We start from the raw sequence: 15,447 nt of genomic DNA on the forward strand, positions 1-15,447 counted from the left end.
GGCGATGCTGTTATCGCCACATACGGCGGCTTGGTAGACCCGTGATGGGCTACTCGGCTGTGCGTGGAGGTTACGACGTGGGAATGACGAAAGACAAGAAGTCCGCCATCATTGGCGACTTCAAGAAGCACGATACCGACACCGGCTCACCCGAAGTTCAGGTCGCAATCCTCAGCGATCGCATCACCTACCTGACGGAACATTTCAAGACACACGGGAAGGACCACCACTCCCGCCGCGGATTGCTCAAGCTCGTGGGCCAGCGCCGCCGGCTGCTCGATTACCTGAAGAGCAAGGATACGGCGCGCTACGCAGAGGTCATCAAGCGCCTCGGCATCCGCAAGTAACCGGGACTGGTTCCCATCATTTTAGGCGGTTCAGTTATGCACAAGCGTGATCTATCTCTCGGCTCGCAGACCCTTTCCATCGAGACCGGTCGCCTGGCCAAGCAGGCCGACGGCGCGGTGATCGTCCGGCTGGGCGACACCATGGTGCTGGTCTCGGCATGCCACTCGTCGAGCCCCCGCGAGGGCATCGACTTTCTGCCGCTCACGGTTGACTATCGTGAGAACACCTATGCCTCGGGCCGCATTCCCGGTGGCTTCTTCAAGCGCGAAGGCAAGGCCACCGAAAAGGAAACCCTGACCTGCCGCGTGATCGACCGCCCAATCCGGCCGCTGTTCCCGGCCGGCTGGGCGTACGAGACGCAGATCATCGCGTCGGTCATCTCGGCCGACACCGACAATGACGGCGACGTGCTCGCGCTGACCGGCGCGTCGGCCGCGCTGGCGCTGTCGGAGATGCCCTTCGAGAAGACGATCGCCGGCGTGCGCATCGGCCTGGTGAACGGTGAATACATCGTCAACCCGACCTGGTCGCAGCGCAAGGAAAGCCGCCTCGACATCGTCGTCGCGGGCAGCAAGGACGGCATCGTGATGGTCGAAGCCGGCGCCACCGAGGTGTCGGAAGACGAAGTGGTGCAGGCGCTCGAAACCGCGCAGGCCGCCATCAACCAGATCTGCGACATGATCGACGGGCTCGCCAAGGACGCCGGCCGCAAGAAGCTGCCGAAGCCCGAGGTGACGACCGACGAGAAGCTCGCCGCCTACGTCGAGTCCCAGGCCTACGCGCCGCTGGGCGAGGCGATGCGGATCAAGGGCAAGATCGAGAACTACGGCACGGTGGCCAAGGTCGGCAAGGACCTGATCGCCGGCCTGCCCGAGGAGTTTGCCGACCGCAAGCCGCTGGCCAAGGCGCTCTTCCACGACCTGCAGGAAAAGACGCTGCGCGACTCGATCATGAACAAGGGCATCCGCCTGGATGGCCGCAAGTTCGACGAGATCCGCCAGATCACCATCGAGAACACCGTGCTGCCGCGCGTGCACGGCTCGTGCGTGTTCACCCGCGGCGAGACGCAGGCCCTGGTCACCGTGACCCTCGGCACCGCCGACGACCAGCAGAAGGTCGAAATGGTCGACGGCGAGACCTGGAAGCGCTTCATGCTGCACTACAACTTCCCGCCCTTCTCGGTTGGTGAAGTGAAGCCGATGCGCGGCCCCGGCCGCCGGGAAATCGGCCACGGCGCACTCGCCGAGCGCGCGCTCGCGCCGATGATGCCGGCCGAAGCCGACTTCGCCTACACCGTGCGCGTGGTGTCGGACATCCTCGAATCGAACGGCAGCTCGTCGATGGCGTCGGTGTGCGGCGGCTCGATGGCGATGATGGATGCCGGCGTGCCGATCAAGGCGGCGGTGGCCGGCGTGGCCATGGGCCTGATCATGGACGAGGCCACCGGCAAGTATGCGGTGCTGACCGACATTGCCGGCGCCGAAGACCACTACGGCGACATGGACTTCAAGGTCGCCGGCACGGCCGCGGGCATCACCGCGCTGCAGATGGACATCAAGGTCTCGGGCATCTCCGCCGAAGTCATGCGCGCCGCGCTGACCCAGGCGAAGGCCGGCCGCATGCACATCCTCGGCAAGATGAACGAGGCGCTCTCGGCCACGCGCGAGAAGATGTCGGCCTACGCGCCGCGCATCATCACCATCAAGATCCCGGTCGACAAGATCCGCGACGTGATCGGCCCCGGCGGCAAGATGATCCGCAGCATCATCGAGAAGACCGGCGTCAAGATCGACGTCGAGGACAACGGCCAGGTCAACGTGGCGTCGGCGGACGAAGCCGCGGCCGCCAAGGCAATCGGCATGATCCAGGAGCTGACGCAGACCGCGGAGCTCGACAAGACCTACCTCGGCAAGGTGCAGCGCATCACCGACTTCGGGGCGTTCATCGAGATCATGCCGGGCACCGACGGCCTCCTGCACGTCTCGGAAATCGCGCACTACCGCGTCAAGGACGTGCGCGACGAGCTGAAGGAAGGCCAGCAGGTCCTCGTCAAGGTGATCAACATCGACCCGACCGGCAAGATCCGCCTGTCGCGCAAGGCGTTGATCACTCCGGAAGAAGGCGGCGCACCGCCGGCCGGCAACGGTGGCGGCGCCGAGGGCGGCGCACCGGCAGCACCCGAAGGCGACCGCCCGCCCCGCGACCGCGGTCCGCGCCGCGACCGCGGCCCGCGCAACTAGCTCTTACGGATCCCGACGGGAGGACACCTCTCGTCGGGATCGCACTTCTTGCTTGCCTCGCCGAAGCGCGCAAGCGCGAAGGCCGGACGGGAGGGCACCTCTCGTCGGGAACACTCCCGACAAGCAACTCCCTCCCGACAAGTAGCTCCCTCCCGACAAGTGATGCCCTCCCGGCAGTATCAATCCGCTACGGTTCGATCACGTGGAGCAGCTCCGCCGTGCCGCCGCGGACGGCTTTTACGGGAATGGTCCGATCGAAGGTCGCCAACCGTCCGCCCTGCTTCCTGGCCAGGCCGAGCAGGTAGACATCGGTGACCTGCCGATGGCCGCCGATGAACTGCGGCGCGAAGAGCGTGACGTCGGCCAGCGACACGGAATCGGGCCAGGAGCGGTGAGCCTTGTCACGGCAGAACCGCGCGAGGCCGGCAACCACGTCAGCTGGACGAACCAGCACCTCGTCTGACGGTTGCTGGCAGGCCACCCGAATGAACCCGTTCTCGGTCAGCGGGCAGGTCGCCCACCCCTCGTGTCGATGATCGGCGAACCAATTGTGCGCCGCGTCGTGGTGGATATGGTCGGGAAAAAAGAGCGCCACCAGCACGTTCACGTCGAGCAGTGAGACGCGCGCCGTGGCCATGGTGCTACTCGTCGCGCAGCCGATTGACGGCCGCCATCGTCAGCGGCGGCGACCCGGCCTTGCGCCCGAGCAACGGCACGCCGTTGCGCACCTTCGCTGTCGTGGTCGAGGCGAGCGCCTTGCGAACCAGTTCCGACACCACCTGGCCGGCCGAAATTCCACGGGCGGCGCCAATCTCTTTCGCCGCCTGCAATACGTCCAGTTCGAGATCCAGGGTCGTCCTCATGCATCAATCATCACGCATCACGCATCACGCGGTCAAGGACCCGTTCGGTTGAGCCGCTACAATGGGAACATGTTGCGAAGAGGGGCCATGGTCGCCACCGGCATTGCTCTCGCCGTCGTCCTGGCGGGCGCGCAGGAGCAGGCGCCCAACCGGCGCGAGTTCACCATCGTTGCGAAGGACCACGTCTTCACGCCCAACAAGCTGGAAGTGTCACAGGACGACCTGGTCAAGATCACGCTGAAAAGCGAGGACCGCCCCACCAGCTTCGCGATCGACGCCTACCGCATCGTCAAGCGCGCCGGCGGCGGCTTGTCGACGACGTTCGAGTTCCGCGCCGACCGGGCGGGCACCTTCACGTTCTACTGCAACCTGACCAAGGATCCGGGCTGCGAGGACATGACGGGCACGCTGGTCGTCAAGGCGCGATAAGACGCCGGGTTGATTTTCGCGCGCGCCGAGGAAAATCAACCCGGCGTCTTTATTTCCTGGGGAACTTGTCGGGATTGTCGGTGAAGAGCGCGTCCACACCGAGCGTGTAGAGGTAGTGGTGCATCTCGGCCGTCACGTCCTTGAACGTGCCGGTGTCGGACGAGCGGAAGGTGTAGGGTGTGACCGACATGCCCTCGGCGTGCGCCCACTTCACGAAGTCTGGGTTCTTCAGCACGATTTGCTTCGCCGGGCCGAAGCCCTGCACGATGCCCTTCCAGGCCTTGACCTGCGCCGCGGTTTGGAACCCCTCGGCATTGCCGAGCAGCAGGGCCACCGGCACGCCGATCTTGATTTCGGCCAGCCGCCGCGCAGTGTCCTGCCCGAACGTCTGCAGGATGACCGGCGTCTTCGGGTCCGCCTTGGGCCCGCGCAGGCCGTGCTTGTCGAGCGCAGCCGCCACCAGCTCCTCGAACTTCACGTTGCGGCCGGCGTAAATCTCCGGGGTCTTCAACTCTGGGAAAATCCCAGCCTTGCCGCGAATGGCGGCAATGGCTTCGTCAAAGGTCGGGACCTTTTCGCCGGCAAACTTCTTGTCGAACCACGAACCGGCGTCGAGGGTCTTGATCTCGGCCAGGGTGAAGTCGTTGGCCAGCCACGCCTTTCGGGTCTTGCCCTCGATGGTGTGGGTGCTGACGCGGTCGGGGAACAGCTCTTCGACGTTGGTGGTTCGCTCGAGGCTGGCATCGTGCAGGCAGATCAGCACGCCGTCTTTGGTGACGGCCAGGTCCTGCTCGACGTAGTCAGCCCCCTGCTCGATGGCCAGGCGGTAGGCGGTCAGGGTGTGTTCCGGGGCGTAGGCCGAAGCGCCGCGGTGCGCGACCGACGTCTTCTTCGTATACTGCGCCGAGCCGGTCGCGGTCATGAGCAGGGTGATGACTCCGAGGGCGATTATCCGGCTAAAGCCGGACTCCACAGGCGCAAAAAACCTAGACTGCATTCTGATCTCCTCGAGCGAACGCCCGCGCCGCCTCGATGCGCTCGCGGATGGGCGGGTGGGAATAGAAGATCCACCGCACCAGCGCGGATGGATACTCCTCTGCCAGATTCTGCTGCGACAGCCGCTTCATCGCCGTGACGAACGCGTCAACATTGCGTGTCGTGTCGAGGGCGTAACGGTCGGCCGCCCGTTCCTGGGCCCGCGACAGGGCGTTGACGAGCGGCAACATCAGGAACGACCAGGCGCCGGCCACCAGCATCAGCAGCGGCAGCGCCGCCGGATCCGACAGGCCGCGAAACCCGGCCGGGTCGGCGACGCGCCGCAACACCAGGTCGGCCACGAAGAAGCCGCCGAACAGCAACAACGTTTGGACGGCGATCCCCCGCCACAAGTCGCGATGCACATGGTGCGCCAGCTCGTGAGCGAGAATGACCTCGATCTCGTCCTCGGAATAGTCCGCCAGCAGCGTGTCGGACACGAGGATCCGGCGTGTCTGCCCCATGCCGGCCAGTGCCGCGTTGGCCTTCTTCGTGTGGCCGCTCAGCACCCACTCGAACACGCCGACGACATCCGTGCGAGCCCTTTCGGCCAGGGCCAGCAGCCGCGCCGCGAGCGCCGGCTGCTCGAGCGGCTTGAACTTGTAGAACATCGGCAGCAACACCACCGGCGCAAGCCGCGCCAGCACCACGACCCCGGCTGCGAATACGACCGCCGACATCCACCACCAGTGATCCGGCCAGTTGCGCAAGGCGCTGAACACGACCGACGAGCCAAGCACGGCCACGCCGGTGCCGAGCAGCACGCCCTTGCCCTGGTCCGACAGCCAGTGACCGGTGGACTGCGTGGACAAGCCGTATTCGTGCTCGAGCCGGTACCCTTGATAGAAGGCAAACGGCAACTCGAGCGACTGCAGGATCAGCATCACCAGGACGGTGAGCAGGATCACCATCACCGCATCGTTCAGGTTTTCAGGGACCCACTGGGAGATGGCGGCGGCGAGTTCGCGCAGGCGGTGGCCGCCACCCGACACCGTGAGCCCGAGCAGCACCAGGCCAGCCGCCGCCGACCCCAGGAGGTCGGCGCGTCGTCGCAAGCGGTGATAGCGGGTGGCCTTGTCTTCGTTCACTTCAGTGATCGGCGATCAGGGTAACACGGCGATCGGCGGCGTCTGCGGGTCACGAACGCGGATCGTCGTACGGGCTGATGGCCCGGCACGGCCCGAGCACGGCCGCCATCACCACGGCTCGGCGCAGGTTGCGCCGGTACGGGGAGCCGGCCGAGGCCGCGCGAGCGCGGGCCACCACCACCGCGGCCGACGGCGGCTGTGGCGCGCGCCGCCGCGGCATCGCCGTCACTGCCTTCGGCCGGGCCGACGCCGGCGGAGGTAGCGGGGGTGGCATTACCACCGGCTGCGGCCGTTCCTCCGGCACCATGAAGGGCGGCAGTTCCCTTTCGGCCCCGGGACCTTCGGCCGTGGCCCGTTCCCGGCGCCGGCGCGCGGCCAGCACCAGCCGCTCGATCAGCGGCAGCAGGACGAACAGCGCCAGCAGGATCAGGGTTTCGACCGACATCGCTTACCGCTTCGGGGGCGTCTGATCGTCACCGTCCTCGGCGATCGACTCGCGCATCGACGAGTCGGCCTGGATGTTCTTCATCCGGTAGTAGTCCATGATGCCGAGGTTGCCCTGCCGGAACGCCTCGGCCATGGCCCGCGGCACTTCGGCCTCGGCTTCCACCACCCGCGCGCGCATTTCCTGCTCGAGCGCCACCGCCATCGCGCGCCGTTCTTCGGCCTTGGCTTGCGCGATCTGCTTGTCGGCATTGGCCTGGTCGATCTGCAGCTTGGCGCCGATGTTCTCGCCGACGTCGACGTCGGCGATGTCGATCGAGAGGATTTCGTACGCGGTGCCGGCGTCGAGCCCGCGGCTCAGGATGTTCTTCGAGATGTGATCGGGGTTCTCGAGCACATCCTTGTGGGTGGCGGCCGAGCCGATGGTGCTGACCATGCCCTCACCCACTCGCGCAATGATGGTTTCCTCGCCGGCGCCGCCGACCAGCCGGTCGATGTTGGTGCGCACCGTGACCCGCGACACGGCAATCAGCTGGATGCCGTCTTTGGCCACGGCCGCAATCCGCGCCGTCTCGATGACCTTGGGAATCACCGACATCTTGACCGCCTCGAGGACGTCGCGGCCCGCCAGATCAATCGCCGCCGCGCGCTTGAACGGCATCTCGATGTTGGCCTTGTCGGCGGAGATCAACGCGTTGACCACGCGCACGACGTTGCCGCCGGCCAGGAAATGCGCCTCGAGGTCGTCAATCGAGATCTGCATCCCGGCCTTGACGGCGCTGATCCGGGCATTGACCACCGTGGCCGGCGGCACGCGGCGCAGCCGCATGCCGATCAGCGTCATCAGGCCCACGTAGGCGCCCGACGACCACGCGGCGATCCACAGCGGAATCGGGACCAGGTACAGAACCACGATCAGGAGGCCGATCGCGGGTATCAGCAGGCCAATCGCACCAAGCGCACTGAAGTCGAGTTCATTCATCAGGATTCTCCGCAGGGGTTATCCGCCGCACGACGATCCGGTTGCCATCCGCGCGAATGACGGTGATCGCCGAGCCGGCTTCCACGAACTCGCCGTCCGACACCACGTCGACCCGGGCGCCATCGATGTCGGCCACGCCGGCCGGCCGCAGCGGCGACTCGGCCACGCCGCGCCGGCCCACCCAGTGGTGGTCGCTCGCGGGCGCCGAGACATAGCCGCCGGATGCCGGCATGCCGGCATCGAGCACGAGGCGGCGTCCGAACGGCAGCGTCGGCAGGAACCGCAGCAGCGCGAACGCACCGGCCAGGGCCAGCAGAATGGCGAAGGCCACGCGTCCAAGCGCGGTGATCACCACGTTGACCGTGGCCCCGGCGCCAACCAGCGCGAGGCCCAGTCCGGCCACCAGCAGGCCAATGCCGGCCAGGCCGGCGATGGTGGTTCCGGGCAACACGAACAGTTCGAGCGCGATCAGGATCAGGCCGGCGCCCACCAGCATCAGTTCTTCCCAGCCCGCCAGCTGGACGATCCAGTGCCCCCAGAAAAACAGCCCGAGCGAGACCAGCCCGATGAAGCCGGGGATCGCAAAGCCGGGCGTACGAATCTCCACAAACAGCGCGAGCAGCCCGACCGACATCAGGAGCGAACTGACCACGGGGTTGGTGAGGAAGCGCACGAATGTTTCCGCCCAGGTCTGGGCCGCGTAGCGCAACTCCGCGCCCGGCAACCCCGCTGCGTCCAGCGCTCCGGTGATTGACGAAGCGGATAGCTCGGCGACCTTGTGGGACAGTGCCTCGGTCGTCGTGAGCGTCAGGAGTTTGCCGCTCTCGATCACACCGGCAATGGCGACATCGACGTCGACCATGGCCTCGGCAAACTCGGGCGGCCGGTTGCGCGTCTCCGCGGTCGCGCGAAATTCCTTCCGCACGTACGAGACGGACTTCTCGTCGGCCGGCTGGGTGGGTCCGGCGCCGCCCAGGACCGGCGCGGCCGCGCCGATGGTGCCGCCCGGCGCCATCACGATGGTGTGGCAGGCGAGCGCGATCAGGGCGCCGGCCGAGATCGCGCGCTGGTTGATGAACGCGATCGTCCGCACCGGCGAGTTGAGCAGCGTGTCGCGCATCGCGACCGCTGCATCGACCCGTCCACCAAAGGTGTTGATGTCGAGCAGCACGGCGGCGGCGCCGGCGCTCTCTGCCTCGCGGATCGTCCGCGCCAGGAACGGCGCCAGGCCGAGGTCGATGATGCCCTCGATGTGAACGACGTAGACGATGGCTGGGGCCGGCTGGGCCGCAGTGACGCGCAGCACCCCCACGCTGCCGGCGGCCAGCAGGCACAGCGCGACGAGTGGCCCGACGATGCGACCTCTCATGGCTTCATCTTACTGCGCCGATGGTCCCGGCGGCGGTACTCTCGTAACTTTCAGGCTTGCTGGCGCACGGTGGCCGGCTTGTCGGGCTGGGTCAGGTTGCGGGCCGTGTTAATCAGGCCGAGGTGCGAGAACGCTTGTGGGAAGTTGCCGAGCTGCCGCCGGACCACCGGGTCGTATTCCTCGGCCATCAGGCCCACGTCGTTGCGAATCGCCAGCACCTGCTCGAACACGCGCCGGGCGTCGGCCATCCGTCCGAGCAACGCGTAGTTATCGGCGAGCCAGAACGTACACAGCAAGAACGCGCCTTCGCCGGCCGGCAGGCCGTCGACGCCGCTCTCGGTACGGTAGCGATCGACGAAGCCGCCGCGGACCAGGTCCTGTTCGATCGCCGCGACGGTACCGATGATGCGCGGATCCTGCGGCGGCAGGAAGCCCACCTCGACCATCATCAACAGCGACGCATCGACTTCGGAGCCGCCGTAGTACTGGACAAACGCGTTGCGTTCGCGGTTGAAGCCGCGGTCGCAGATCTCTTGATGCAGTTGGTCGCGCAGTTGGCGCCACCGTTCGCTGGGTCCGTCGAACCCAAAGCGTTCGACGTCCTTGACGGCGCGATCGAACGCCACCCAGGCCATCACCTTGGAGTGGGTGAAATGGCGCGCCGGACCGCGGATCTCCCAGATGCCTTCGTCCGGCTCGGCGAAGACGGCCTCGAGCCGGCGCAGCAGTTCGCGCTCGACGCGCCAGTCGCTGGTGCCGCCGCCCAAGTTGAAGCGCCTGGCCAGATGGAGGCAGTCCATGATCTCGCCGAACACGTCGAGCTGGAACTGGTTGTGCGCGGCATTGCCAATCCTCACCGGCTTCGAGTTCTCGTAGCCCGGCAGCCACGGCAGCTGCCATTCCGGCAACCGCCGCTCGCCCGCCAACCCGTACATGATGTGCAGCTCTTCGCCCCGGCCCGCCACCGCCCGCAACAGCCACTGGCGCCAGGCTTGCGATTCCTCGAGGTAGCCACACTGCATGAGGGCGGCCAGGGTGAACGTCGAATCGCGCAGCCAGCAGTAGCGATAGTCCCAGTTGCGCTGCCCGCCGATGTGTTCGGGCAGCGAAGTGGTGGGCGCCGCCACGATGCCGCCGGTCGGGGCATAGGTGAGGGCCTTGAGAGTGATCAGTGAACGCATCACCGCCTCCCGCCACTCACCCCGGTAGGTGCAGCGGGCGGACCACGCGCGCCACCACTCGGTGGTGGCCGCAATCGCCGGCGTGGCCTCCACCGGCGAAGGTGACTCGAGATGCGAGGGGTGCCACGTGAGCACGAAGGGCACTTCCTCTCCTTCCGCCACCTCGAACTCACCGGTTGTGGTCCACCCCTCGCCGCCGAGCGCGATCGGGGTTCGCAGGCAGACAGCATCGGGACCGCCGACGGCCCGCAAGCCGCCGCTGGCGCGCGTCACCCACGGCGTGACGCTGCCGTAGTCGAAACGAATCACCAGCTCGGTGCGCATGCGGACCCGGCCGCGCACGCCGCGCACCAGCCGCACGACGTCTGGCTGGCTCGAACGAATCGGCATGCAATCGGTGAGGGTCACCACGCCCGAGTCGGTTTCAAAGGTGGTGTCGAGCACCAGCGTGTCACCGCGGTAGCGGCGCGTCACCTGGCGCACCGGATCAGCCGGCGCGACCAGCCAGCGGCCGTGGTCGGGCGTGCCGAGCAGCGCCGCGAAGCAGGCGGGCGAATCGAAGCGCGGAAAGCACAGCCAGTCGATTGAGCCGTCGCGGCCGACGAGAGCAGCGGTCTGGCAATCGCCAATCAACGCGTAGTCTTCTATTCGCAACGCCATGTGATCAGGAGCCGCGCACGGTCACGGCGGGAGCCAACCAGAAGCTCGACCGTGTCTTATCCCACCAGTGGTAGAGCTTCGTAGTCACTTGCTTGTGATCATACTGAGGAATGCGAGGCAGCGACATGAAGGTGTTGGTAGTCGACATCGGTGGGACGAGCGTGAAGATGCTGGCGACCGGGCAGGAGCAGCGGCGCAAGTTTTCCTCGGGCCCGGACATGACCCCGCGGCAGATGGTGGCCGGCGTGAAGAAACTGACCAGCGACTGGCAATACGACGCGGTGTCGATCGGCTACCCGGGCGTGGCGCGCCATGACCGGGTGGTCAAGGAGCCGCACAATCTCGCGCCGGGCTGGCTCGGCTTCGACTTCGCGGCCGCGTTCGGGAAACCAGTCCGGCTGATCAACGACGCCGCCATGCAGGCCTTGGGCAGCTATCGGAAGGGCAACTTGCTCTTTCTGGGCCTGGGCACCGGCCTGGGTTCGGCGATGGTCTTCGAGGGAGTTCTGGCGCCCATGGAACTGGGCCACCTACCGTATCGCGACCGCACCTTCGAGCACTACCTCGGCGCGCGGGGACGGCGGCGACTCGGGAAGGAGAAATGGCGCCGCCACGTTGTGGACGCGGTCAGTCAGCTCGTGGCGGCCCTGCAGCCCGATGACGTGGTACTCGGCGGCGGCAACGTCAAGCGGCTCCAGTTGCTGCCGCCAGGCTGCCGCGCCGGCGACAACGCGAACGCCTTTGTCGGCGGTTTCCGCCTATGGGACAAGGACCCGATGCCCTGATCCCTGTTCCCGATTCCTGCTAAGTCGTGGGGCCGTTCGTTCGCGAGATGCGGACGCCGCCGTTCACCGTGCTGACATTCACCTTGGCGCCGCCGCCGTTCAGGGTGCCCTCGAGGCGGCGCTTCGACTCGAACGAGCTCGACTGCGCCTGCTTCTCGACTGTCAGATCGGTGACCGACACGCCACCGTTCACGGCACGGGCGGAAATCGTCGCCTTGCTGTCGGCCGTCAGGCCCAGCTCGACGCCGCCGTTCACGGTTTCAACTTCGACCGAGGCGCTTGAATCAAGCGGCCGGTTGAACTCGATTTCGATGCCACCGTTGACGGACGAGGCATTCAGGGTCTGGGTGCCGATGTCCTTACCGCGCACGCCGCCATTGGTGGTCTTGGCATGCACCTCGCCCTGTAGGCCATTGATGCGGACGCCACCGTTCACGGTGCGCAGATCAACGACCACGCCGTTCGGCACTTTGATGGTCCACTCGATTTCGTGGCCACCGAAGCCGCGCAGGCGCGGGGGGCGCGACTCGACCCTGACCCGTTCGCCGCTCACCTCTTCGCGAATCTCGAGCTTGGCCAGGTTTTCCTTGGCCACCTCGTCTGACGAGCCCTTGGCGGTGCGGCGGCCCTCGACGGTCACCTTGCCGTCGGTGGCCGGCTCGGCGGTAATCCGGCCGTTGACGTTGATGATCTCCAGGCGTCCGTTGTCGGACAGGGTGTAGGTCCTGGTCCAGGTGTCCTGGGCCTTGCCCCCTGAAATATCGAACGAAAAGTCGCCGCTGGCGTCGGTCTTGATGTCGCAGGCGGCAACGCCGAGGCCCGCCGTCGCAATGAGGGCAATGAGGGCGATCTTGGTGCGCATGACAGGTAATACGAAGGCCGGGCGGCCGGGGTTCGGCCCGGGCTGGCTTCCGGCCCCGGCCAGGCATCGGTCCGCCAAACTCGGACGGGTCTAGCCCGTATCCGGCCCCATCTGGCTAGGCTTGGCCGAGCGTAAACACCAGGCCGGCCAGGTAATAGACCATGAGCGGAAGCAGCGCAATGAAGAAGAGGTTCAGCCAGATGCCCGCGTGCGCCATCTGCGGAATGGTCAGGGCGCCGGTGCCGTAGACGATGGCGTTTGGTGGCGTCGCCACCGGCAGCATGAACGCGCAACTGGCCGCCAGCGCCGTGGGAATGGCCAGCAGCAGCGGGTCGGCGCCGATGCCGACCGCCAGCGACGCGACGACGGGCAGGAACGCGGCAGCGGTGGCGGTGTTGCTGGTCAACTCGGTGAGAAAGATCACGACGGTGGTGACGGCCAGGACCACCACGAACACCGGCCAGCCGCTCAGGGCGGAAAGCTCGCCGCCGATCCAGCCGGCCAGGCCGGTCTGCTGGATAGCTGCGGCCAGCGACAGTCCCCCGCCGAACAGGATCAGCACCGACCACGGCAGCTGCTCGGCTTGGGTCCAGGTCAGCGCCACGCGCAACGGCCGCCAGGTCAGCGGCACAATGAACAGTGACAGCCCGCCCGCGATGGCAATACCGGTATCCGTCACGGCCGGGGCCCACGGCTCGACCAGCGGACGGGTCACCCACGCCGCCGCGGTGAGCGCGGTGATCGTGCCGACGGTCCATTCGGCCCTCGACATCGGCCCCAGTGCGCGGTGTTGATCACGCAACATCGCCGCGCCCCCGGCGATCGGTTCTGATCCCACGCGAAACAGCCACCGCGTCAGCAGGACCCAGGCGAACGGCAGCGCGATCAGCACAATCGGCACACCGAGCGCCATCCACTGGAGGAAACCGATCTGCACACCGTAGGTCGTAGACATGAAGCCCGCCAGCAAGGCGTTGGGGGGGGTGCCGATCAACGTGCCTAGTCCGCCGATGCTTCCTGCGTAGGCGATACCGAGCAACAAGGCGAGCTCGAAGGCGCCTCCCGGCGCGTGGCTCGAGCGGTCGCTGCCGCCGCGCGCCAGGGCCAGGACCGAGGTCGCCATCGGCAACATCATCACGACCGTCGCCGAGTTACTCACCCACATGCTGATGAATGCCGTCGCGATCATGAAGCCGAGGATCAGATTGGCTGGCCGGGTGCCGACGACCGAGAGGATGGCGAGGGCCAGGCGGCGATGCAACCCGCAGCTCTCGAGCGCCATGGCGATCAGGAAGCCGCCCAGGAACAGGTAGATCACCGGGTTGGCGTACGGCGCCGTGGCGGCGGCGACGTCGGCAATCCCCAGCACCGGCAGCAGGACGATCGGCAGCAGGGCCGTGGCCGCGATCGGGAGGGCTTCGGTCACCCACCACACCGCCATGAGCACGCCGACGGCGGCGGTTCGCCACGCGAGCAGCGCCATGTCGTCGGGCGGCGCCGTGAACAACATCGCCGTGCAGAGCAGCGGGCCGCCGACGAGGCCAAGGTGCGCACGAGTCAACAGCATGACGCCACCGACAATAACACCGTCCGCACGACGAAGCGCCTAACCGCCAACCGCGGTTGGGTCGATGCGCACACCCCACGTGCGAGAGATGGCCAGGTAGAGCGCGGCGCTGGCGACCAGGGCCATCGCCGTGACGAGGTAGCTGGCGGTGAAGCCGGCGACCACGAACGCCACCAGGCTCACTGCGGCGTTGAGCAACGCGTACGGCAACTGGGTGGTGACGTGATCCATGAGATCGCAGCCGGCGCCGGTCGAACACAGGACCGTTGAATCTGAGATCGGCGAGACGTGATCGCCAAAGATGCCACCGGCGATCACTGCACCGACGGTCACGGCTTCGGCGGCGCCAATGGCCTGTGCGGCGGGCACGACCAGCGGCAGCATGATGGCGAAGGTGCCCCACGAGGTGCCGGTCGCAAACGACACGACCGCACCAACCACGAAGACAATGGCCGGCAGCAATCCCGGAGCGACCACCCCCTGGGCGATCTCGACGAGGTAACTGGCGGTGCCGAGATTGCGGTTGACTGCGCCGATGGTCCAGGCAAGAAGCAGAATCACCGCCACCAGCGTCATGCGTTGCAGGCCATCGGTGTAAACGCTGAAGGCGTCGCGAAGGCCGCGCGTGCGCAGCCACACCATGAGACCGATCAGCACCACCGCAGCAAACAGGTAGCCGGCGCTCAGGGCTGCACGGAAGGTGCCGCCGGGCACCGGTTGCCACGGGAACCCCAGCGGATTCAGCAACACCTGAATGGTGCCGAACAGCACCACCAACGGCAGCCACACCAGCACCGGCCGGGCGTTGCTGACCATCGCGGGCGCGGGTGGACGCAGCGGTTTGGACGCCGGCCAGTAGACCGCGCCGCCGGCCGTCCGCTGCTCCGCCTTGGCCATGCGCGAGAACTCCCACCCCCAGACCGCCACCACCGGCACCAACGCCACCGTCACGATCGGATAGAAGGCAAACGGCAGCGACCGGATCAACATGGCCCAGTCACCGCCGGTCGCGGCGGCGTCGCCATACTCCTTGGCGAGCAGGCTCATGATGTAGACGCCCCAGCCGGTGATGGGCACCAGCACCGCGACCGGCGACGAGGTGCAGTCAAGTATCCACGCCAGCTTCTCGCGCGACACGCGCAGGCGGTCGACCAACGGCTCGACGATGGGGCCGACGATCAAGGGCGTACCAAGATCCGAGAAGAAGATGGCGCAGCCGCCGGCCCAGGCCGCCAGTTGTGCGCGGGCCCGCGAGTGGACCACCCGCACCGCCAGGGCGGCCAGCGCCGAGGCGCCGCCCGACTGCTCCATCAACGCCACGAAGCCACCGATGAACGCCAGCAGCACCAGCACGCCGCCGTTATACGAGTCGGTGAGCTGTGGCACGAGGTAGCCCGAAACCATGGTCGTCGCCGCGGTCAGCGGATGACCGCCGACCAGCAGGAGCACACCCGAGAACGCCCCGATGAACAGGGCCGTGACGACCTGGCGCGTCCAGAGCGCGAGCCCGATCGTGAGGACGACGGGAATGAGTGAGATGGGGCCGTAGTTTTCCATCAGCGCGTGACGCTCGTGTGTATCACATTCAGTGGGC

General features: G+C 66.9%; 15 protein-coding genes. 4 read left to right on the forward strand and 11 right to left on the reverse strand.

The features are described from left to right. The first annotated feature begins 83 nt into the window (after positions 1-83). Positions 84-347 (forward strand): 30S ribosomal protein S15, encoded by a 264-nt coding sequence (gene rpsO / locus Q8T13_05335; GenBank protein MDP3717177.1) that lies wholly within the window; start codon positions 84-86, stop codon positions 345-347. 36 nt (positions 348-383) lie between these two features. Further along, positions 384-2,588: a polyribonucleotide nucleotidyltransferase gene (gene pnp, locus Q8T13_05340; protein ID MDP3717178.1), complete on the forward strand. Its 2,205-nt coding sequence runs from the start codon at positions 384-386 to the stop codon at positions 2,586-2,588. A gap of 187 nt (positions 2,589-2,775) precedes the next feature. On the opposite strand, the gene Q8T13_05345 is transcribed toward pnp, so the two are convergent. Together Q8T13_05345 and Q8T13_05350 are read right to left on the reverse strand one after the other, a co-directional pair. After that, positions 2,776-3,225 carry a VapC toxin family PIN domain ribonuclease gene (locus Q8T13_05345; GenBank protein ID MDP3717179.1) on the reverse strand — a complete coding sequence of 150 codons (450 nt, stop codon included), beginning with the start codon at positions 3,223-3,225 and terminating at the stop codon, positions 2,776-2,778. A 4-nt stretch (positions 3,226-3,229) separates the two neighbouring features. Continuing rightward, on the reverse strand, positions 3,230-3,451 hold the full coding sequence (locus Q8T13_05350) for a CopG family transcriptional regulator (GenBank protein ID MDP3717180.1): 222 nt from the start codon (positions 3,449-3,451) through the stop codon (positions 3,230-3,232). A 69-nt stretch (positions 3,452-3,520) separates the two neighbouring features. Between Q8T13_05350 and Q8T13_05355 the strand changes: the two genes are divergently transcribed. Next, complete coding sequence (locus Q8T13_05355) at positions 3,521-3,880, forward strand: cupredoxin domain-containing protein (protein ID MDP3717181.1); 360 nt, start codon at positions 3,521-3,523, stop codon at positions 3,878-3,880. A gap of 49 nt (positions 3,881-3,929) precedes the next feature. On the opposite strand, the gene Q8T13_05360 is transcribed toward Q8T13_05355, so the two are convergent. Genes Q8T13_05360 through Q8T13_05385 form a run of 6 tightly spaced genes read right to left on the reverse strand, consistent with a single transcriptional unit; the run spans position 3,930 to position 10,639 of the window. Further along, positions 3,930-4,877 carry a glycerophosphodiester phosphodiesterase family protein gene (locus Q8T13_05360; protein MDP3717182.1) on the reverse strand — a complete coding sequence of 316 codons (948 nt, stop codon included), beginning with the start codon at positions 4,875-4,877 and terminating at the stop codon, positions 3,930-3,932. Further along, positions 4,867-6,003 carry a M48 family metalloprotease gene (locus Q8T13_05365; GenBank protein ID MDP3717183.1) on the reverse strand — a complete coding sequence of 379 codons (1,137 nt, stop codon included), beginning with the start codon at positions 6,001-6,003 and terminating at the stop codon, positions 4,867-4,869. The genes Q8T13_05360 and Q8T13_05365 overlap by 11 nt, the downstream gene beginning before the upstream one ends. A 49-nt stretch (positions 6,004-6,052) precedes the next feature. Then, positions 6,053-6,448, reverse strand: coding sequence for a hypothetical protein (locus tag Q8T13_05370; protein ID MDP3717184.1), 396 nt, complete (start codon positions 6,446-6,448; stop codon positions 6,053-6,055). Positions 6,449-6,451: 3 nt separating this feature from the next. Continuing rightward, positions 6,452-7,429, reverse strand: coding sequence for a flotillin-like protein FloA (floA, locus tag Q8T13_05375; GenBank protein ID MDP3717185.1), 978 nt, complete (start codon positions 7,427-7,429; stop codon positions 6,452-6,454). Continuing rightward, positions 7,422-8,798: an NfeD family protein gene (locus Q8T13_05380; protein MDP3717186.1), complete on the reverse strand. Its 1,377-nt coding sequence runs from the start codon at positions 8,796-8,798 to the stop codon at positions 7,422-7,424. The genes floA and Q8T13_05380 overlap by 8 nt, the downstream gene beginning before the upstream one ends. Positions 8,799-8,848: 50 nt before the next feature. Next, positions 8,849-10,639 (reverse strand): glycoside hydrolase family 15 protein, encoded by a 1,791-nt coding sequence (locus tag Q8T13_05385; GenBank protein MDP3717187.1) that lies wholly within the window; start codon positions 10,637-10,639, stop codon positions 8,849-8,851. A gap of 125 nt (positions 10,640-10,764) precedes the next feature. Between Q8T13_05385 and Q8T13_05390 the strand changes: the two genes are divergently transcribed. Further along, complete coding sequence (locus Q8T13_05390) at positions 10,765-11,424, forward strand: ROK family protein (GenBank protein ID MDP3717188.1); 660 nt, start codon at positions 10,765-10,767, stop codon at positions 11,422-11,424. A 19-nt stretch (positions 11,425-11,443) separates the two neighbouring features. On the opposite strand, the gene Q8T13_05395 is transcribed toward Q8T13_05390, so the two are convergent. From Q8T13_05395 to Q8T13_05405, 3 genes are all read right to left on the reverse strand, one after another. After that, positions 11,444-12,286: a hypothetical protein gene (locus Q8T13_05395; GenBank protein MDP3717189.1), complete on the reverse strand. Its 843-nt coding sequence runs from the start codon at positions 12,284-12,286 to the stop codon at positions 11,444-11,446. 115 nt (positions 12,287-12,401) lie between these two features. Beyond that, the gene (locus Q8T13_05400) at positions 12,402-13,853 is read right to left on the reverse strand and encodes a DASS family sodium-coupled anion symporter (GenBank protein MDP3717190.1); all 1,452 of its coding nucleotides are present in this window, start codon (positions 13,851-13,853) and stop codon (positions 12,402-12,404) included. A 39-nt stretch (positions 13,854-13,892) separates the two neighbouring features. Further along, positions 13,893-15,410, reverse strand: coding sequence for a Na+/H+ antiporter NhaC family protein (locus Q8T13_05405; GenBank protein MDP3717191.1), 1,518 nt, complete (start codon positions 15,408-15,410; stop codon positions 13,893-13,895). Between the last annotated feature and the right edge of the window lie 37 nt (positions 15,411-15,447).

This window comes from Acidobacteriota bacterium (assembly GCA_030697165.1).
Taxonomy (GTDB): Bacteria; Acidobacteriota; Vicinamibacteria; order Vicinamibacterales; family UBA2999; genus 12-FULL-67-14b.